General features: G+C 68.1%; 14 protein-coding genes and 2 pseudogenes. 8 read left to right on the top strand and 8 right to left on the bottom strand.

Annotation, left to right across the window (positions count from 1 at the left end):
- Window positions 1–153: 153 nt before the first annotated feature.
- Entirely contained in the window at window positions 154–696 is a 543-nt protein-coding gene (locus AZOLI_RS20200; protein WP_014188994.1) for a hypothetical protein, read from the top strand.
- 152 nt (window positions 697–848) lie between these two features.
- Window positions 849–1,543: pseudogene (locus AZOLI_RS20195) on the top strand (AMP-binding enzyme); the annotation flags it as partial.
- Between the two features lie 269 nt (window positions 1,544–1,812).
- Here the strand turns inward: AZOLI_RS20195 and AZOLI_RS20190 are convergent.
- Window positions 1,813–3,042, bottom strand: coding sequence for an MFS transporter (locus tag AZOLI_RS20190; RefSeq protein WP_014188992.1), 1,230 nt, complete (start codon window positions 3,040–3,042; stop codon window positions 1,813–1,815).
- 98 nt (window positions 3,043–3,140) lie between these two features.
- Between AZOLI_RS20190 and AZOLI_RS20185 the strand changes: the two genes are divergently transcribed.
- Complete coding sequence (locus tag AZOLI_RS20185) at window positions 3,141–4,079, top strand: LysR family transcriptional regulator (RefSeq protein ID WP_044552236.1); 939 nt, start codon at window positions 3,141–3,143, stop codon at window positions 4,077–4,079.
- A gap of 15 nt (window positions 4,080–4,094) precedes the next feature.
- On the opposite strand, the gene AZOLI_RS20180 is transcribed toward AZOLI_RS20185, so the two are convergent.
- The 6 genes from AZOLI_RS20180 to AZOLI_RS20155 all read right to left on the bottom strand — a co-directional run bounded on the left by AZOLI_RS20180 (window position 4,095) and on the right by AZOLI_RS20155 (window position 11,020).
- Complete coding sequence (locus tag AZOLI_RS20180) at window positions 4,095–5,777, bottom strand: methyl-accepting chemotaxis protein (RefSeq protein WP_014188990.1); 1,683 nt, start codon at window positions 5,775–5,777, stop codon at window positions 4,095–4,097.
- A gap of 175 nt (window positions 5,778–5,952) precedes the next feature.
- The gene (locus tag AZOLI_RS20175) at window positions 5,953–7,278 is read right to left on the bottom strand and encodes an MFS transporter (protein ID WP_014188989.1); all 1,326 of its coding nucleotides are present in this window, start codon (window positions 7,276–7,278) and stop codon (window positions 5,953–5,955) included.
- A gap of 342 nt (window positions 7,279–7,620) precedes the next feature.
- Window positions 7,621–8,253, bottom strand: coding sequence for an N-carbamoylsarcosine amidohydrolase (locus AZOLI_RS20170; protein WP_014188988.1), 633 nt, complete (start codon window positions 8,251–8,253; stop codon window positions 7,621–7,623).
- A gap of 12 nt (window positions 8,254–8,265) precedes the next feature.
- The gene (locus AZOLI_RS20165; RefSeq protein ID WP_014188987.1) at window positions 8,266–9,018 is read right to left on the bottom strand and encodes a maleate cis-trans isomerase family protein; all 753 of its coding nucleotides are present in this window, start codon (window positions 9,016–9,018) and stop codon (window positions 8,266–8,268) included.
- Window positions 9,019–9,047: 29 nt separating this feature from the next.
- Window positions 9,048–9,875, bottom strand: coding sequence for an alpha/beta fold hydrolase (locus AZOLI_RS20160; RefSeq protein WP_014188986.1), 828 nt, complete (start codon window positions 9,873–9,875; stop codon window positions 9,048–9,050).
- Entirely contained in the window at window positions 9,872–11,020 is a 1,149-nt protein-coding gene (locus tag AZOLI_RS20155) for an FAD-dependent monooxygenase (RefSeq protein ID WP_014188985.1), read from the bottom strand. The genes AZOLI_RS20160 and AZOLI_RS20155 overlap by 4 nt, the downstream gene beginning before the upstream one ends.
- A 467-nt stretch (window positions 11,021–11,487) precedes the next feature.
- On the opposite strand from AZOLI_RS20155, the gene AZOLI_RS20150 reads away from it, so the two are divergent.
- From AZOLI_RS20150 to AZOLI_RS20135, 4 genes and pseudogenes are all read left to right on the top strand, one after another.
- On the top strand, window positions 11,488–12,537 hold the full coding sequence (locus AZOLI_RS20150; RefSeq protein ID WP_014188984.1) for a 2,5-dihydroxypyridine 5,6-dioxygenase: 1,050 nt from the start codon (window positions 11,488–11,490) through the stop codon (window positions 12,535–12,537).
- A 243-nt stretch (window positions 12,538–12,780) separates the two neighbouring features.
- A complete protein-coding gene (locus tag AZOLI_RS20145; protein WP_162488334.1) occupies window positions 12,781–13,263 on the top strand; it encodes a MarR family winged helix-turn-helix transcriptional regulator in 483 nt (160 codons plus the stop codon).
- A gap of 85 nt (window positions 13,264–13,348) precedes the next feature.
- Window positions 13,349–13,813: pseudogene (locus tag AZOLI_RS20140) on the top strand ((2Fe-2S)-binding protein); the annotation flags it as partial.
- 16 nt (window positions 13,814–13,829) lie between these two features.
- Window positions 13,830–17,441: a molybdopterin cofactor-binding domain-containing protein gene (locus AZOLI_RS20135; RefSeq protein WP_014188981.1), complete on the top strand. Its 3,612-nt coding sequence runs from the start codon at window positions 13,830–13,832 to the stop codon at window positions 17,439–17,441.
- A gap of 87 nt (window positions 17,442–17,528) precedes the next feature.
- Here the strand turns inward: AZOLI_RS20135 and AZOLI_RS20130 are convergent, their stop codons facing one another.
- On the bottom strand, window positions 17,529–18,923 hold the full coding sequence (locus AZOLI_RS20130) for a PLP-dependent aminotransferase family protein (protein ID WP_014188980.1): 1,395 nt from the start codon (window positions 18,921–18,923) through the stop codon (window positions 17,529–17,531).
- A 144-nt stretch (window positions 18,924–19,067) separates the two neighbouring features.
- Between AZOLI_RS20130 and AZOLI_RS20125 the strand changes: the two genes are divergently transcribed.
- A complete protein-coding gene (locus tag AZOLI_RS20125) occupies window positions 19,068–19,928 on the top strand; it encodes a DMT family transporter (protein WP_044552232.1) in 861 nt (286 codons plus the stop codon).
- Window positions 19,929–19,981 lie beyond the last annotated feature (53 nt).

Below are 19,981 nucleotides of genomic sequence, written 5' to 3'. Positions count from 1 at the left end.
CAGGTCCGACACGGGGACCGCAATCCTATATAGAGCGGATGCTCGGCCTGCCAGCAATCGTGGGCCGTTCATGACTGAAGCGCCGCATTTCGGTTGACGCGGCTTGCAGCCGCCCACCACTGTGACTGGTCCGCACAGACGGAGAGCGCTTCGATGGTGATGCTGACCGAACAGTTTCTGATCGACTACCTGCTGATCGCAGCCGGTCTGCTCACTGTCGCCAGTTGTGTGCTGGGAGGCTTGTTTCTCGGTACGGTCTACCGGCAGCCGAACATGTGGATGCGCCTGCTGCTCTGGGGATTGCCGGCCACCTTGCTCACCACCGCTCCCTGGTCGCTCCTTCTGCCGATGCAGACGGCGCTGCCGGTCGGTGCGACCACCGCGGCCGCGATGATCGGCGGGCTGCTTCTGATGCCCTGCCGCACCGGCCGGCCGGCCCGGGGATGGCCCGGACTGATCGCCGACGGTCTGTCCGGCATCGGCCGGACGATGCTGATGCTGGCGCCGGCGGTCGTGATCGGGGGAGCCCCGGACTGGGTGCTGTGGCTATCGCTGACCGCCCTCGTTCCATCCCTCTATTGCGCAATCGTCCATATCCGCAAGGTCGGCGGCTTGCTGGCCGAGGAGAGCACGGTGTGGGGCGGCACCCAGGGCGCCGTGCTGGCCGGCGTCCCGGCCCTCCTGATGGTGCTGTGAAGCGGTGGCGATCCCCTGGTTGGACCATTCCGCCTACACCGTCGAAGAAGCCTCCGATTTGCGTCGATTGGTCTACAATCCGCCGGGCAAGCGGATCGACCGCAAAAAGGGCAGGGAACGGCTCCGGTTAATCTCTCCTCCCTTCTCGATCAGGCGGCGGCCCGATGTATGTGTAGAAGCTGGCCGGTCGCTGGCGACCTTCGGTCCGGTCTTCGCCCAGATCTACGGCCAGGGCGAGGCGCCGATGACCATCACGTCCTTGCGCCGCCGCGACCATGCCGCCGACGCCGACGCGCTGCTGGGCTCCGTCGGCTTCGCCCGCAGCGGCGTCGAGGTGGCGGTGGTGGACGCCGACGGCCGGCCGCTGCCCCCCGGCGAGGTGGGCGAGATCGTCTGCCGCGGCGACGTGGTTACGGCCGGATACTGGGACAACCCCAGGGCGACGGCCGAGGCGCTGCGCGACGGCTGGCTCTACACCTGCGACATGGGATCCTTCGACCGGCACGGCTACCTGACGCTGCGCGACCGGTCGAAGGACGTCATCATCAGCGGAGGCTCCAACATCTATCCGCGCGAGGTGGAGGAGGTACTGCTGCGCCATGCCGACGTCGCCGAGGTCTGCGTCACCGGCCAGCCCGACCCGGAATGAAGCGAGATCGTCGTCGCCTTCATCGTCGCCGAACCCGGCCGCGAGATATCCCCCGACAGCCTCGACGCCCATTGCAACGCCAGCATCGCCCGCTTCAAGCGGCCCAAGCGCTGCCTGTTCGTCGAAGGGCTGCCGAAGAACAACTATGGCAAAGTGGTCAAGCGCGAGTTGCGGGCACGCCTGACCGGCGGGTCTTAGGGTAGGTCCGTTTTTCAACCGGGGGGGGGGGGAAGTAACGACACATAAGTAGAATTATGGAAATTTTAGACCGCCTCATCCGGTTCAGAGATTCTGGCCGCCTGAGACCTCGATGCGTTGGGCGGTGACTCAACGGTTGTCAGGGCCGAGCAGACCCGCGACCGCCGGGCCGAGGACGTCGGACTCGATGATGCCCTGGGATCATGCGACGGCGCATAATCCCAGGGCTTGAGAACCGTCACGCCTGAACCTTGGTGACGGAGGCCGGTTTACCGCTCCGGCCGGGTGAAGAGCCGCAGGATCAGCGCGCCGATGGATGCAATGGTCGCCACCGCGATGACCCCGTTCCAGCCCCAGACCGCCAGAGCCTGACTGCCCAGCGTGGCGCCGGCCGCCATGCCGATGAACATGCCCACCATCAGCACCGCGTTCAGCCGGCTGCGGGCGGCCGGGTCGATGCCGTAGACGATGGTCTGATGGGCGATCAGCGACGCCTGGACGCCAAGGTCGAAGCCGACGGCGCTGGCCACCAGCAGCCACAGGCGGCCACCCTCCGGCACCAGCGGCGACAGGAACATGGCGGCGAAGGACAGCGCGGCGAGACCGGCGCCCAGCCGGGTCATCAGTTCCGGCCCGCGGCTGTCGGCGATCCGTCCGGCGACCGGCGCCACCAGCGCCCCGGCGGCACCGGCCAGACCGAAGGCACCCGCGGCGGCGGCGCCCAGATGGAACGGCGCGCCATGCAGCATGACCGCCAGCGTCGACCAGAAGGCGCTGAAGCCCAGCGACAGCAGCCCCTGCGCCATCGCGGCCCGGCGCAACGCCGGATGACGCCCCCACAGCACGGTCAGCGATGCCAACAGTTCCCCATAGCCGAGGCTGGTAGTCGGTGCGAAGCGCGGCAGGCCGCGCCACAGCGCCACGCCCAGCAGCGCGATGCTGCCCGCCGCCGCCACGAACACGGCGCGCCAGCCGAAATGCTCGGCGATGAGGCCGCTGACCACCCGCGACAGCAGGATGCCCAACAGAAGACCGGTCATCACCGTGCCGACCACCCGGCCGCGATGCTCCGCCGGAGCCAGGGTCGCGGCGGCTGGCACGATGTCCTGCGCCAGCGTCGCCGACAGGCCGAGGACCAGGCTCGCCGCCAGAAGCCCGGCGATGGACGGCGCGAATCCCGCCGCCAGCAGTGCGGCGACCAGCACCGCCGCCTTGGCCAGGATGATCCGGCGCCGGTCGAAACGGTCGCCCAGCGGCGCCAGCAACAGGATTCCGGCGGCATAGCCGAGCTGGGTCAGCGTCGGCACCCAGCCGACCGACCGGCCGTCGGCCTGGATGTCTGGACCGAGGATGCCAAGCATGGGCTGGCTGTAATAGAGCGATGCCGCCGCAAGACCGGCACCGGCGGCCAGCAGGAAAACCAGCGGCCGGCTCAGCCCGGCATCGGAGGACGCCGGCATCGCGGCTGCGGCGCTATGCGCGGTTTGAATGGTCGTCATCGTGAGACCCTCTCAAGAAACTGAACGTGAGGGACTATGACCGCGGGGTTCTTGGGACGGTAGCCGGATCAGGTGTAGATTTGCTATACGTAGTGCGTATGAGCGCAGACCTTCCATTGGCCGGCAGCGACCGCATCGCCCTGTTGGAAACCTTCGTCCGTATCGTGGAGGCCGGCAGCCTGTCGGCCGCGGCGGCACAGCTCGGCAGCACCCAGCCGACGGTCAGCCGCCGCCTGCAACAGCTGGAACGGATGCTGGGCGTCCGGCTGCTGCAGCGCTCCACCCACCGGATGGCGCTGACCGACGACGGGTCGCGCTGCTACGAGCGGGCCAAGGACCTGCTCGCCGGCTGGCAGATGCTGGAAAGCGACGTGCGCGGGGCGGACGACCTGCCCTCCGGCCATCTGCGGGTGGTGGCGCCGCATGCGTTCGGACAGCAGCAGCTGATCGGGCCGGTGGCCGACTATCTGCAACGCTACCCGCGGATGACCGTGGAGTGGCTGCTGCACGACCGCATGCCCGATTTCATCGGCGAGGGTATCGACTGCGCCATCCGCGTCGGCGAGATCGGCGATCCGTCTGTGATCGCCCTGCGGCTGGCGGAGGTGCCGCGGATCGCCGTCGCCTCCCCTGCCCTGCTCGATGGGCGCCCGGTCCCGGCGCATGCGTCGGAACTGGCGGATTTGCCCTGGCTGGCGCTACGCACCTTCTATCGCGATGAGGTGACGCTGACCCATGCCGAAACCGGCGAAGCGGTGACCTTCCCCATCCGCCCGCGGCTGTCCACCGACGGGTTGCAGGCGATCCGCAACGCGGCGCTGCACGGGCTGGGGGCCGCCATCGCGTCGGAATGGGCGCTGGTCGATGATCTGGCGACCGGACGGCTGGTGCATCTGGCGCCGGACTGGCAGGCGGCGCCGCTGCCGGTGCATCTGGTCTATCCGCCGGCCCGGCACCAGCCGGCGCGCCTGCGCCGCTTCATCGACGCGATGCGCGTCGCGGTGCCCATCGCGTTTCGCACAATCCGGGCACCGTGACGGCGAACCGCATCCTCAGGCGGCGCGGACGGTCGAGAGGAAATCCTCGACCTCGCTGCGCAGCTTGACGGTCTCGCGCACCAGACCGCTGGCGGCCTCCAGCACGCCCGAGGCGGCGGTGCCGGTCTGCCCGACGGTCTGGGCGACGCCGGCGATGTTGCTGTTGACCTCCGCCGTGTGGCGGGCGGCCTGCTGTATGTTGGCGCCGATGTCCTTGGTGGCGGCGCTCTGCTGTTCCACCGCGGAGGCGATGGCGGTGGCGATGTCGCTGACCGAGGTGATGGTGGCGCCTATGCCCTGCACCGCCGTCACCGTGCTGCCGGTGAACTGCTGGATTTCCAGCACCTTGGCCTGGATGTCGTCGGTGGCGCGGGCGGTCTGGTTGGCGAGAGCCTTCACCTCCGACGCCACAACGGCGAAGCCCTTGCCGTGTTCGCCGGCGCGGGCCGCTTCGATGGTGGCGTTCAGCGCCAGCAGGTTGGTCTGGCCGGCGATGGCGTTGATCAGCTCCACCACCTGCCCGATCTCCTGGGCGGCCGACGCAAGACTCTGGATCATGCCGTCGATCTTCGCAGCCTCGTCCACCGCGCGGCCGGCGACGGAGGTGGACATGCTGACCTGACGGCCGATCTCGGCGATGGAGGCGAACAGCTCTTCCGTCGCGGCGGCGACGGTGTTGACGTTGCTGCTGGCCTGCTCGGACGCCTGCGACACCGCATGCGCCTGGATGCCGGAGCGGTCGGCGGCGGCGGCCATGCCGGTGGCGGTGCTTTCCATCTGGTGGGACGCCGCGGCGACGGCACCCACCACCCCCATCACGCGCGCCTCGAACCGGGCGGCCATGTCGAGCAGGGCGGCGCGGCGTTCGGCCTCCGTGCGCTCCTTCTGCGCCTCGGCCTCAGCCTGCAGGCGGCGCACCTCCAGGCCGTTGCGCTTGAACTCCTCCAGCGCGCGGGCGAGCGTGCCGACCTCGTCCCCACGATCCTGGTGGCCGATGGCGACCGACAGGTCACCGGTGGAAATGCGGTTGGTGGCCTGGGTCAGCTGCAGGATGGGGGTGGTGATGCGCCGGCCGATCCAGACGGCGAGACCGAGGCTGATCGCTGCCAGCACCGCGATCACGGTGGCGATGTTCAGCATGGTCTGCAGGCGCGCGGCGGCCACGGTGTCGAGATAGACGCCGGAGCTGACGACCCAGCCCCAACCCTTGGTCAGCTTGGAATAGGCCGACTTCTCCACCGGGTCGCTGGAACCGGGCTTGGGAAAGAAGAAGGAGGAATAGCCGCCGCCGGATTCGGCCGCCGCGATCTCGTCGCGCACGAACAGCCGGCCGGTCTTGTCGGTGCTGTCCCACATCGCCTTGCCTTCGACCTGCGGGTTCAGGTGGGCCAGGATGTTGCCCTTGCGGTCGAGGATCAGCGCATATTCCGTCCCGTCGTAGCGGGCCGACCGCGCGATGTCGAGCGCCAGCTTCTGCGCCTCGGCGACCGGCAGCTCGCCGGACGCGGCGCGCTGTTCGAACCGCTCGATGATGGAAGCCACCGTCTCCACCGCGACGCGGGCGCGGGCTTGGCGTTCCTCCATCATCACGGTGCCGAGCGACCTAGCGGTCATGGCCCCGGCGCCGACCAGCGCCAGGACGGTGATCAGGGGCAGCAGCAGCAGGCGTCCCCGGATGCCACGCAATGCGGAAATCATGTCTCTATCGTCCCCGGCGACTGGCTTTTTGCGGCGTGCGTCCCGGCCGCGCCTTGGCCGGACCCGCCGGAACGGCCGACCGGCGCAGCACCTCTCTGGGCGGCGCCGGTCGAACCGCTTACACACTCATATCGCGTGATCTTTCACAGATGGTTTAAACGCTGCACAAAACCGGTCAGCGATTCACCACCTTGGGCGGGAGTGCATAGACCAGCAGGGCGCCGATCACGAGACAGCCGGAGAAGAACCACAAGGCGGCGCTGCTGCTGCCGGTCAGGTCGATGACGATGCCGATCAGCGAGTTGCTGACCAGACCGGCGATGCTGGCGAGCGAGATCGCCATGGCGAAGCCGGTGGCCGCCGCCGTGCCCTTCAGGAAGGTGGCCGGCAGGCTGAAATAGGCCGGAAGCGGACCCAGCACGCCGACCGACGCGACGGTGAACAGCGCCACGGTGGCAATGAGGTTCTCGGCGAAGAAGGTGCTGGCGGCCATGGCGGCCGAGGCGGCCAGGAAGGGGATGATGATGTGCCAGCGGCGCTCGCGCATCCGGTCGGAACTGGCGCCGATCAGCAGGATGCCGGCTACCGCGACGATGTTGGGGATCATCGTCAGCAGGCCGATGTGGAACGGATCCATCACGCCGGTCTTGCGGATGAAGGTCGGCAGCCAGAAGCCGATGGCATAGGCGGTCAGCAGGATGGCGAAGTCGATACCGCCCAGCATCCAGACCTTCAGGTTCAGCAGCCCTTCCTTGAAACTGTGGCCGGCATGCTTGGCATCGGCATCGTCGCCGTGCAGGTCGGCGGCAAGCCGGGCCTTCTCATCCTCCGACAGCCACTTGGCGTCCTTGTAGGAATTGGGCAGAGCTACGAAGGTCAGGAAGCCCAGGAGCACGCTGGGCAGCGCTTCCAGCAGGAACAGCCACTGCCAGCCGCGCAGGCCCTGGACATTGTCGAAATGGCTCATGATCCAGCCCGACAGCGGGCCGCCGATCACGCTGGACAGCGGCAGGCCGATGACGAACAGCGCCATGATGCGGCCGCGGCGGTAGGTCGGGAACCACAGCGTCAGGTAATAGAGCACGCCGGGCAGGAAGCCGGCCTCGGCGGCGCCGAGAAGGAAACGGACGATGTAGAATTGCGTCGGCGTGGTGACCAGCATGGTGGCGGCCGACAACAGGCCCCAGGTGATCATGATGCGGGCGATCCACAGCCGCGCGCCGACCTTGGTCAGCACGAGGTTGCTCGGCACCTCGAACAGGATATAGCCGACGAAGAACAGGCCGGCGCCCAGACCATAGGCGGCCTCGGTGAACTGCAGGTCACCCATCATCTGCAGCTTGGCGAAGCCGATGTTGATGCGGTCGAGATAGGCCGCCAGATAGCAGAAGCAGAGGAACGGAATGAGGCGCCAGGTGATCTTCTTGTAGAGCTGTTCCGCATCGACGGATTGCGCCGCGCCAATTGCGGCATTCGCTGTTGTCGTCTGGGCATAGGACATGTCGTCTGTCTCCTTACGCTGATCGCGTTGTGAACCCGTCCTGTTTTTTCATGCCGGCGCCACCTGTCTCGGGTGCGGCGCCGGTTGTTGGCCCCAGTTGGTTTTTTGTTGGTGCTGTAGTGCCCATCCCCCTCTCCCCCCCGCTCACGCGCAAACTTCGTTTGCGCTGACGCGACAGGCGGACCTTTGGTCCGCCGAAAGCGGGGAGAGGGTCGGGGTGAGGGGGCGGCACGGGGTGGATTCATCGGAATGCGAAGGTGTGCGACTTTTGAAGATCCTCGCCGCGCGTCCCCCTCACCCTAACCCTCTCCCCGGGGGGGAGAGGGGATTCTCCCCGGTGCCTCACCGGCCGAACCGGTCGATCACCTCCTGCTTGTTCACCACATCGCCGTATTTGCTGTCGATGTCGAACAGGTTGGCTTCGTGCGGGCCGTCGTGGCGGTCGCCGACGCAGTCGCGCACCACGATGGTGCGGAAGCCGTGCTGGATCGCATCGACGGCGGTGGCGCGGATGCAACCGCTGGTCGAGCAGCCGGTCAGCACCACCGTGTCCACCCCCATCGCATGCAGCATCGGGGCGAGGCTGGTGCCGAAGAAGGCGCTGGCATACTGCTTGGAGATCACAACCTCGTGCTCAAGCGGCATGACCTCCGGGCAGAAGGCGGCGAGCGGGTTGCCCTCCACCATGTCCTTCATCACCGGGGCCTTGCGCACCCACATGCCGCCATCGGCGAAATGGCCGGGATGATAGCGGATGTTGGTGTGGACGACCGGAATGCCGGCGCGGCGGGCGGCGTCCAGCAACTCCACCGTCTCCGCCACCGCGTTCACCACGCCGGGGGCGTAGAGCGGCGCGCCTTCGGTGGTGTAGCCCTGCATGAAGTCGATCACCAGCAGGGCCGGCCGCCCGCCGAAGCCGATCCGGTTGCCCCAGACGCCCTTGTAATTGTCGGATGCGCTCTGCCCGTCGGTCATGCGCCCTACTCCTCAGTAAGCGCCGGACAGCAGGGCGCCGGCGCCGGGAACGACCGGTTCCAGCTTCAGCGCCTTCAGCATGGCGTAGGTCGTGGCGATGGCGGCGGTCAGCACCGGCTTGCCGGTCTCCGCCTCCACCCGCGGCACCACCGGCAGCGACGGCATCTGCACGCAGGCGGACAGCACGACCACATCCACGCCGTCCAGGTTCATGCCGCGCACGATGTCCGGCAGGTTGTTCGGGTCGTGGCGGGCGACGTCGAGATTGTCGGGAATCTCCAGAGCGCGCCAATCCTGCACCTCGAAGCCCTCGGCGCGGATGTAGTCCACCACCAGTTCGGTCAGCGGGCGCATGTAGGGGGCGACGATGGCGATGCGCTTGGCGCCCATCACCTTCAGCCCGTCGACCAGGGCGCCGGCGCTGGTGACCACCGGGGCCGGCGCGTCGTTCTCCAGCGTCTTGCGGGCAAGCCGTGCCTCGGACTCGCGGTGGTAGCCGAGGCCCATCGACATGATGGCGACGAGGCAGGCATAGCCCAGCACATCGACGCGGGCGTCCGACAGTTCGACGGCGCAGCGGTCGGATTCGGCGTCCATCGCCGCCAGCTCGTCCTTCCTGACCGTCTTCATCCGCATGCGGGCGGAATGGAAGGTGAAGCGTTCCGGGCGGATCGCCTGACGCGCGGTCAGCATGGCCGGAATTTCCGTTTCCATGGTGACGTTGGAACTGGGGACGATCTGGCCGATGCGGTACAGCGAAGACATGGGCGAAGACATCGAGTGATTCCTATCGATCAGGCGAGAGGATGGCCGAGGCTGTCGCCGAAGGCGGCGAAGAAGCCGTCGAGGTCATCCCAGGGGATCATGTGCCCGGCATTGGGGACGCGGGCGATGCGGATGGCGGGCTGGAGGCGGACGATCTCCTCCTCGTCCTCCGGTTGGATGACGCCGCCGCGGCCGGCGACGATCAGCAGGGCCGGGACCGGCAGCTTCGGCATGTCGCCATGGATGTCGTCCTGGTGGAAGCCCTCATAGGTCCGGACGATGGCCGGCTCGTAGCAGGTGTGCAGCCATTCCGCGCGCAGCCGCAACTGCTCCTCCGTCCAGGTCGGGCAGAAGGCGCGCATGGCGTCGGCATCCATGCCCTTCAGCGACTGGCGGATGGAGTCGACGTACCAGGGCAGCCCGCTGGGATAGGGCCGGCGGCCGGGACCGGAAACCGGTGGATCGATCAGCACCAGCTGGCGCAGGCCCTTCCCGTCCCCGCGCACCGAAGCGCGAATGGCGAAGCGGGCGCCCATGGAATGGCCGACCAGGACGTAATCGGTCAGGCCCAGCGCCGCGACGAAGGCGTTGACGTCGTCGGCGCAGGCATCGATGCCGTAATCCAGATGCGGCCCGCTCTCCGACAGACCGCGCCCGCGCACGTCCAACACATAGGTGTCGAACTGCCGCCCGAAGCGCTCGGCGACGAAGCCCCAGGTGACGGCCGGGCTGGTGATGCCGGGGATCAGCAGGATGGCCGGGCGCCCGGCATGCCGCTCCCCGCCATAGCGCAGGTAATGCTGGCGGATGCCGTTGGCGTGAACGTTGGCGCCGTAGAGGAAGGTCGAGGCGGTCATGCCGCAATGCCTTCGCGCAGCGGCTGCTCATAGACGTCGTAGCCGAAGACCCAGGCCGGGTCCTCCTGCGTGCGCAGGAAAGTGTTGGCATTGGACACCGCCTGCACGCGGGTCGCACGGTCCTTGCGGTTGGCCTCGTAGAGCGCGAAGGCGGTGCGGTAGTCGGTCAGGCCGGTCTCACTCAGGCAGCGGGTCAGCATCGCCGCGTCCTCGATGGCCATGCCGGCGCCCTGCGCCATATGCGGCTTCATCGGATGGCAGGCGTCGCCGAGCAGGACCAGCCGGCCGCGGCTCCACAGCGGCAGCGGGTTGCGGTTGCGCAGCGGCCACTTGGTGACCTCCTCCGTGCACTCGATCAGCGCCTGGACGGTCGGGTGATAGCCCTGGAAGGCCTCGAACATCTCCTCGCGGCTGCTGTCGACGAAGGCCTCCTGGAAGTCCCAGGCCGGATGTGGCACGCCGGTGACGTAATAGTATTCGTCGCGCTTCCCGGTGGTGAAATAGACCATCATGTGACGGTCCTCGGTCCACCACTTGATGCAATCCTCGAAGGTCAGGTCGTACTTTGCCAGCTGGTCGCCGCGGATCAGCGCGCGGTGGGCGACCCAGCCGCTGTAGTTCGGCGCTTCCACCCCCAGCAGGGCCTCGCGGATGCGGGAATTGATGCCGTCGGCGCCGATGACGATGTCGGCGCGCGCCTCGGTCCCGTCGGCGAAGGTCAGATGCACGTCGTCGCCGCTGTCGGTGATCGTCTCCAGCCGCTTGTCGAACTGGACGGTGTCGGGGGCCAGCGTGTCCATCTGCAGCAGGTGCATGTCGCCGCGGTGGACGGTGACATAGGCGGCGCCGTATTCGCGCTTGGCGAAGTTGCCCAGCGGGATGCGCGACAGGTAATCGCCGGTGAAGCCGTCGCGGCTGAACCAGAAGTCCGGCTTGGAACCCATCGCCTCCAGCGGCTTTTCGATGCCCAGGCGGCGGAACACCTTCATCACGTTGGGACCGACGTGAATCCCCGCGCCCAGCCGGGAGAATTCGGGCGCCTGTTCATAGACATCCACCTGGAACCCGGCCTGCTGCAGAAGCCCGGCGGCGGCGGCTCCGCCCAGGCCAGCCCCGACGATAGCGATTCTCTGAGTCTTTCCCATGGATATTGCCCTTTGCTGACGTGGGGGTACTCGGTCGCCGCCGCAGAAGGGCTCGCGACCGGATGCAAGGGTGCGGAAAGGGTGTCCGGGGACATTCCGCCCCGGCTCCGGCCGTCGACCGTTGCGTTGAACTCGATAAAAAGCGTGTACGCTGTTTCAACTTGCCACGCAACACAATTCGTCATACAAGGCTACTCGGGCTTTGCGGGGTCGTTCGGGCCGGCTGCGGCATGAATTGACCGCGAAATGGCCTTGTCGCGCCTCATTTTAAATCACGAATGCCTATTTAGCGTTCAGATCGACGCAGCGGCAGCGAAGGGTTCACCCCCACACTGTTCGTGGTCGAATTAAGCTTATACGCTCTATGTATCCTGGCCATCGCGCCGTTTGATCGGCGGATGTCCACCCGGAAACACGGCCCGGATCGCGCATTCGGCGGCTGGGGCCACAAGGTTGGGAGAGATGAGATGCCGGTGAGCCACCGCGAACTGACGCAGATGTTCGAACGGGTTCTGACCCTGTCCAAGGTGGACAAGACCCAGAGCGTCGCTGTGTTGAAAAGCGACTATTCCAACCCGCGCATCGTGCGCGCCGCGATGGACGCGGCCCAGCGTCTGGGAGCGAACGTCTACGGGGTCGAACTGCCGGCCTTTAACCACCCGCGCGCGATGGGCATGGACATGACCGCCTATTGCGGCGACACGCCGCTGACCGGCAACATCGCCGCCCAGCGCGCGCTGGAGGCGGCCGACCTGATCGTCGACACCATGATGCTGCTGCATTCGCCGGAGCAGGAACAGATCCTGAAGACCGGCACCCGCATCCTGCTGGCGGTCGAGCCGCCGGAGGTGCTGGCCCGCATCATGCCGACGGAGGAGGACAAGATCCGCGTCAACGCCGCGGCGGAGCGGCTGAAGCGCGCCCGCTCCATCGCCGTGACCTCCAAGGCCGGCAGCGACTTCCGCGCCACGCTCGGCCAGTATCCGACGGTGACGGAATACGGCTTCGCCGACGAGCCCGGCCGCTGGGACCATTGGCCGAGCGGCTTCCTGTTCTCCTGGCCGGACGAAGGCAGCGCGGAAGGCACGCTGGTGCTCGACGTCGGCGACATCCTGCTGCCCTTCAAGACCTATGTGCGCGAGAAGGTGACGCTGGAGATCGAGGAGGGCTTCATCCGCCGCATCCATGGCGGGTTCGAGGCGGAATACCTGCGCGACTACATGGCCTACTTCAAGGATCCGGAGGTCTACGGCATTTCCCACATCGGCTGGGGCCTGCAGCCGCGGGCGCAATGGACGGCGATGGGCCTGCACGACAAGAACGACGGCATGTGCATGGATGCCCGCGCCTTCTACGGCAACTTCCTGTTCTCCACCGGCCCCAACACCGAGGTCGGCGGCAGCCGCAAGACCCCCTGCCACATGGACATCCCCTTGCGCGGCTGCGACATCCTGCTGGACGGCGAACCGGTGGTTCTGGCCGGCGACGTGGTGGCGCCGGAAGCGTCCAGGGCATGAAGTGGGGCGGAGGTCTGGCGAGAGCCCCTCTCCCCTCGCGGGAGAGGGGTTGGGGTGAGGGGGCGCGAATCTGGAGCTTGCTTCGGTCTTCGACCGGCCGCACCCCTCATCCCAACCCTTCTCCCGCAAGGGGAGAAGGGCTTCCCAAGCCATGACAAGGTAACGCCAGCCCGCCGCCCTTCCCTGCCCCCACCGCCGCTGCTATCGTTCGCCACACACCCGGTCCACCGCATGTTGTCCCCGATGTCCCAAGACCTGCTGCCCGAAGACGGCGCCGAGACCGGCCCCGGAAAAGCCGACTACGTCTTTTCCGACCAGATCGGCCATCTGCTGCGGCGGGCCTATCAGCGGCACCTCGCCATCTTCCAGCGCAACGCCTGCGACCCGCAGCTGACCTCGGTGCAGTTCGTCACGCTCTGCGCCATCCGCGACAACGGGCCGAGTTCGCTGATCGAGCTGGTGAAATCCACCGCCATCGATCAGGCGACGATCCGCGGCATCGTCGACCGGCTGAAGGCGCGCGGGCTGATCAGCCAGACCTCCGACGCGCAGGACCGGCGCAAGGTCATCAACTGCCTGACCGACGAAGGACGGCAGTTGCTGGAGGACATGGTCCCCTGCGCCAAGCGGATCAGCGAGCTGACCATGGGACAGCTGAACCCGGCGGAACGGCTGGCCGTCACCCATGTCCTGCAGAAGATGATCACGCAGGACGGGGAGGAGTAACCCACCGCAGGATGGCCCACAGGGGCCATTTCACCCCGCGGAGACCTGCGGGAATGCGGGACCTATCGCAGCGGACGGACGCTTTATGGAAAAGACCATCGCGCTGCGGGTGAATGGCCGCGCCGTCTCGGTGACGGCGATGGCCGACACGCCGCTGCTCTACATCCTGCGCAACGATCTGGCCCTGAACGGGCCGAAATACGGCTGCGGGCTCGGCGAATGCGGGGCCTGCACCGTCATCCTCGACGGCGTCGCCGCGCGGTCCTGCGTCATCCCGCTGGCGGGTGCGGAGGGGCGCGAGGTGGTGACGCTGGAGGGGCTGGGCAGCAGCAGCGCCCCGCACCCGGTCCAGCAGGCCTTCATCGACGAGCAGGCGGCCCAGTGCGGCTATTGCATGAACGGCATGATCATGACCGCCAAGGCGCTGCTCGACCGCAACCCGACCCCGACGATGGACGAGGTGCGCCGCGCCCTGTCCGGCAATCTGTGCCGCTGCGGCACCCATGTCGAAATCCTGCGCGCCGTCATGCGGGCTGCGCGGCTTCTCTCCTCCCCCGGAGCACATCATGACGACCGATCCGACGCTTGGCCCGACGCCCGATCCGCAGTCCCAGCCGACGCCGACCCGTGCGGAGCTGATGGCGGCGACCGGCGTCCTGCTGGTCGTTGACGAGATCCAGCCGCCCTCCGGCCCGGTCGCCAAGGGTGCCACCACAACGCCGAAGCCACCGGAAATGGCGCTGTTCCTGGCGGTGCGCGACGACGGGCAGGTCTATGCCTTCAACGGCCATGTCGATCTCGGCACCGGCATCCAGACGGCGCTGACCCAGATCGTCGCGGAGGAGCTGGACCTGCGGATGGACCAGCTGCGCATGGTGCTGGGCGACACCGGCCGGACGCCGAACCAGGGCGCCACCATCGCCAGCGCCACCATCCAGATCTCCGCCGTGCCCCTGCGCAATGCCGCCGCAGAGGCGCGCCGCTGGCTGCTGGACCGCGCCGCCACCCTGTTCGGCGTGCCGGTGGGCGAATTGCGCGTCGAAGAGGGCGTGGTGATCGCGCCGGAAAACGGTGAAATTGGCAACCGCCGCATCTCCTACGACGAGCTGGTTCGGGGAGAGCGGGTGGAGCTGCGCATCAGCGGCAAGGCCCCGCTGAAGGCGCGCGAACAGTACAAGCTGGTCGGCAAGGGCGCGCCGCGCGTCGACATCCCGGCCAAGGCGACCGGCGAATTCTCGTATGTGCATGACCTGCGGCTGCCGGGAATGCTGCATGGCCGGGTGATCCGCCCGCCCTATGCCGGCATCGACAGCGGCGAGTTCGTCGGCAACAGCCTGGAAAGCGTCGACGAATCCTCCATCGCCCACATCCCCGGAATCGTCAAGCTGGTGGTGCTGCGCGACTTCGTCGGCGTGGTGGCGGAACGCGAGGAACAGGCGATCAAGGCCGCGCGCGAGCTGAAGATCACCTGGAGGCCCTGGACCCGCAAGCTGCCCGACCTGTCGAACCTCGCCCAGGCCCTGCGCGAGAATCCCAGCACGCCGCGCAAGGTGCTGGACAAGGGCGATGTCGATGCAGCGCTTGCCGCCGCCGACCAGCGGATGACGCGCACCTATGTCTGGCCCTACCAGATGCACGGCTCCATCGGGCCGTCCTGTGCGGTGGCCGATTGCGGAGCGGACCGGGCGACCGTCTGGTCCGGCACCCAGAATCCGCATCTGCTGCGCGCCGATCTCGCTTGGCTGCTGGAATGGCCGGAGGAGCGGATCGACGTGGTGCGGATGGAGGCCGCCGGCTGCTATGGCCGCAACTGCGCCGACGACGTGGCGGCGGATGCGCTGCTGCTGTCGCAGGCGATCGGCCGTCCGGTGCGCGTCCAGCTGACCCGCGAGCAGGAACATCTGTGGGAGCCGAAGGGCACCGCCCAGTTGATGGAGGTCGATGGCGGGATCAGTGCCGACGGCGGCATCGTCGCCTACGACTTCGCCACCAGCTATCCGTCGAACGGCGCGCCGACGCTGGCGCTGCTGCTGACGGGGCGGGTCGATCCGGTGGCCGCGGTGTTCGAGATGGGCGACCGCACCTCCATCCCGCCCTACGATTACGAGAACATGCGGGTGGTCATCAACGACATGGCCCCCATCGTCCGCGCCTCGTGGATGCGCGGGGTGTCGGCGATGCCCAACAGCTTCGCCCATGACAGCTATATCGACGAGCTGGCCTTCGCCGCCGGGGTCGATCCGGTGGAATTCCGCCTGCGCCACCTGCGCGACGACGAACGCGCCGCCGACCTGATCCGCGCCGTCGCCGGCCGCGCCGGCTGGCAGCCGCGCACCGCCCCGCAGCAGACCCCGCCGGAGGGCGACGTGCTGCGTGGCCGCGGCTTCGCCTATGCCCGCTACATCCACAGCAAGTTCCCCGGATTCGGCGCCGCCTGGGCGGCGTGGGTGGCGGACGTGGCGGTGGACCGCAAGACCGGCGAGATCGCGGTGACCCGCGTGGTCGTCGGCCATGATGCCGGGCAGATGATCAATCCCGACGGTGTGCGCCACCAGATCCACGGCAACGTCATCCAATCGACCAGCCGGGTGCTGAAGGAACAGGTGGAGTTCGAGGACTCCGTGGTCGCCGCCAAGGAATGGGGCGGCTACCCGATCATGACCTTCCCCGAGGTGCCGGACATCGACGTGGTGATGATGCCGCGGGAGACCGAGCCGCCGCTGGGATCGGGCGAGTCCGCCTCCGTTCCCAGCGCGGCGGCCATCGCCAACGCCATCTTCGACGCCACCGGCATCCGCTTCCGCGAATTGCCGATCACCGCGGAGCGGGTACGCGAGGCGCTGAACGGCCCGTCCGAACCGGTCCCGCCATCCCCGCCGGAAGCGGCCAAGCCGCGCAAACGCGGCTGGAAGGCGTGGCTCGGCGCCTCGCTGACCGGCTTATGCGGGGTGATGATCGGCATGGCGAGCAGCGCCCTGCCCTTCCGCGCTGAAATCGCCCCGGTCTCGCCGCCGTCGGCCGGGCTGTGGTCGTCGGCCACCATCGAACGCGGGCGGCAGTTGGCGGCGCTCGGCGACTGCGCGGTCTGCCACACGGTTGAGAATGGTGCGACCAATGCCGGCGGCCGGCCCTTCGAGACGCCGTTCGGCACCGTCTTCAGCACCAACATCACGCCGGACCCGGACAGCGGGATCGGACGCTGGTCCTTCGCCGCCTTCGACCGGGCGATGCGCGAGGGGATCAGCCGCGACGGCCGGCATCTCTACCCGGCCTTCCCCTACACCGCCTTCCGCAACATGACCGACGACGACATGCAGGCGCTCTACGCCTACATGATGACGCAGCAGCCGGTGCGCGCAGAGACGCCGGCCAGCACCATGCGCTTCCCCTTCAACCTGCGCCCGATGATGGCGGGCTGGAACACGCTGTTCCTCAACCGCGAGACCTACAAGCCGGACCCGCAGAAGACTGCGGAATGGAACCGCGGCAACTATCTGGTCAACGGGCTCGGCCATTGCGCCGCCTGCCACAGCCCGCGCAACGCCCTGGGGGCGGAGAAGCTGGGGGATGCGTTCCTGGCCGGCGGCACCGTCGACGGCTGGGAGGCGCCGGCCCTGACCGGGCTGTCCAAGGCGCCGAAGCCCTGGACGGAGGACGACCTGTTCACCTACCTGCGCACCGGCTTCTCCCAGCGGCACGGCGTCGCCGCCGGCCCGATGGCGGCGGTGGTGCACGAGTTGTCCACCGTACCGGAAGCGGATGTTCGGGCGATGGCGGTCTATCTCGCCTCCCTGGGCGGAAACGCGGTGGAGACGGCGGCGCTCACCCCGGCCCCCGTCAGTTCCGCCAATGGCGAACGCATCTTCAACGGCGCTTGCCAGGCCTGCCACAGCGACGGCAATGGACCGACACTGTTCGGCGTCAGTCCGTCGATGGCGGTGAACAGCAACGTCCACAGCGACAGCCCCGACAATCTCGCCCGCGTCATCCTGCACGGCATCCAGAACCCGGCGACCCGCGATCTCGGCTATATGCCAGCTTTCCGCGACAGCCTGTCCGATAAACAGGTGGCGGACCTGATGGCCTATCTGCGCGGCCGTTTCGCGGCGGACAAGCCGGCCTGGACGAATCTTGCCGACGCGGTGGCGAAGGCGCGGGCCAATCCGGGAACGCACTGACACGGGCACATGCGATGTCGCATAGAGGACGGGATGGGTGCCCGGAATGGGAGGCCTGAGCGACAGAGCGGCGGAGCCTCCGCAGGTCTATCCTTCTGCCGCCATCGCGCGCGCCAGCACGTCGAACACGCGCGGATCCTCCATCTGGGCGACATTGAAGCGCAGGAATGCCGAAGCCGACCGCGACACGCTGAAGACGTCTCCGGGAGCGAGAACCACAGTCCCGCGCAGTGCCGCTCGGGCGACATCGGCGGCGTTCCGGCCGTCGGGCAGGCTGCACCAGAGATAGAAGCCGCCGCGCGGCAACAGCCATGGCCGCAAGCCGAGCGCGTCCAGTCTGGCCGCGACCTCGCGGCGGCTCCGCGCCAGCCGCCGGCGCAGCGCGTCGAGATGCTTGCGATAGCTGCCGTCGCTCAACGTCGCCAACACGAGTTCGGCGGCAACCGGACTGGGGCCGCCGAAGCTCGTCGCCACCTGCAGATCGACCAGCGCCTCCACCCAATCCGGCCGGGCCGCGATGTAGCCGCAGCGGATCGAGGCGGACAGCGTCTTGGAAAAGCTGCCGATGCGGATGACCTGGGCCAGCCCGTCGAGGACGGCCAGACGCGGCGACGGCTCGGATTCGAAGCCGGCGAAGATGTCGTCCTCGACGATGGTGACATCGTGGGCGGCGGCGGCGCTGAGCAGCCTGTGCGCCGTTTGCGGCGCCATCGTCGCACCGGTCGGGTTGTGGAGCGCCGAATTGGTGATGTAGAGCCTTGGCCGATGCACCGTCAGGGCTTCGGTGAACAGGGCCACATCGGGCCCGTTCCTCGTATAGGGGACACCGACGATCCGGGCCTGATGGGCGCGCAGCAGCGCCTGGAAATTGAAGTAGCAGGGATCGTCGACCAGCACCGCGTCGCCGGGGCGCAGCAGGAAGCGGCAGATAAGGTCGATGGCCTGGGTTCCGGAGCCGGTCAGCAGGATCTGGTCGGCGCCCGCCGTCAGTCCTTCATCCGCGAACTGGCGGCCGAGCAGCCGGCGCAGGGCCAGCGATCCACGCGTGCCGCCATAGTCCGCCAGTATTGCATCGTCGGCTGTCGCGAGACGCCGGATCGCCCGGCGGATCGCGGCGTTCGGCATCCAGTCGGCCGGCAGCCAGCCGCATCCGGGCTTCAGCGTCTCTGCCGCAGCATCGAGCGACTGGCGCGACACCCAGAACGGATCGATGGTCCGGTCGAGCCGGGGCTCGACCTCCGTCAGGGCGAGCGGCGGGAGGGCGCCGGACACGTAGAATCCCGAACCGGGGCGCGAGCGGATCACGCCTTCGGCAGCAAGCCGGTCATAGGCCTCCACCACCGTCGATGGGGACACGCCCATGATGGCGGCAAAGCTGCGGATCGAGGGCAGCTTTTCACCCGGCGACAGCGTGCGGCTCGCCATCCTCCGGCGGATCGCGTCCATCACCTCGCCGGTCCGCGTGCCGGTCCGGCTGTTCATCCTGCACCCGCTGCCATTCGCGCCGCCCCCATCCGTGTGGCTTCCGTAACCAATACAGTTTGGCGGAATTGTATGGGACTGTCGCTGTCTTCGCCAGGGGGCATAACGTTAGGATCGCCGCGAACGGAGTGGATCGGGGGCAGGATGCGGTGGGATTCGGCAGGATGGGGCAGCGGGATGCTCGGGGTGGTCATCTTCAGCGGTTCGCTGCCGGCAACGCGCGTCGCGGTCGCCGGCTTTCCGCCGCTGTTCCTGACCTCGGCGCGGGCGGTGATCGCCGCCGCACTTGCGGCCGTGCTGCTGTCGATCCTGCGGCAGACGCGGCCCGCCCGCAGCGACCTGCGCCCGCTGGCCGTCGTTGCGCTCGGGGTCGTCGTCGGCTTTCCCCTGCTGACTGCGCTGGCGCTTCAACGGATCACCTCGGCACAGTCCATCGTGTTCATCGGGCTGCTGCCGCTCGCCACCGCGTTGTTCGGCGTGCTGCGGTCGAGGGAACGGCCGAAACCCGCCTTCTGGCTGTTCTCGACCGTCGGCGGGGTTGCCGTCGCCGGTTTCGCCCTGGCCCAGGGGGGAGGCGCCTCGCTTGCCGGCGGCCTGCTGATGGTCGGAGCGATTCTGCTCTGCGGGCTCGGCTATGCCGAGGGCGCCGTGCTGTCCCGGCGGCTGGGCGGCTGGCAGGTCATTTCCTGGGCGCTCGTGCTGGCATCGCCGGTCATGGCGGTGGCCGCGCTCCTGACGATGCCGGAAAGCTGGGCCGGTGTCGCTGCGTCCGCCTGGATCGGGCTGGGTTACGTCTCGGTCTTCAGCATGCTGGTGGGATTCGTCTTCTGGTATCGCGGGCTGGCGCTCGGCGGCATCGCCGGCGTGGGGCAATTGCAGTTGCTTCAGCCCCTCCTGGGCCTCGCGCTGGCGGGGCTGCTGCTGCAGGAGCCGGTCGCCTGGACCATGGTCGCGGTGACCGGGCTGGTGGTGCTGTGCGTCGCGGGCGCCAGGAAATTCGCCTGAGCGGCAAGGAAGCCGGCCATCCATTGCGGCGGGCATCGGCACCCCTCACACAC

It is taken from the genome of Azospirillum lipoferum 4B (assembly GCF_000283655.1).
In the GTDB taxonomy this organism is placed as follows: domain Bacteria; phylum Pseudomonadota; class Alphaproteobacteria; order Azospirillales; family Azospirillaceae; genus Azospirillum; species Azospirillum lipoferum_C.
Note: the sequence above shows the minus strand (reverse complement) of the source record. Positions and strands in the feature narration are given on the sequence as shown.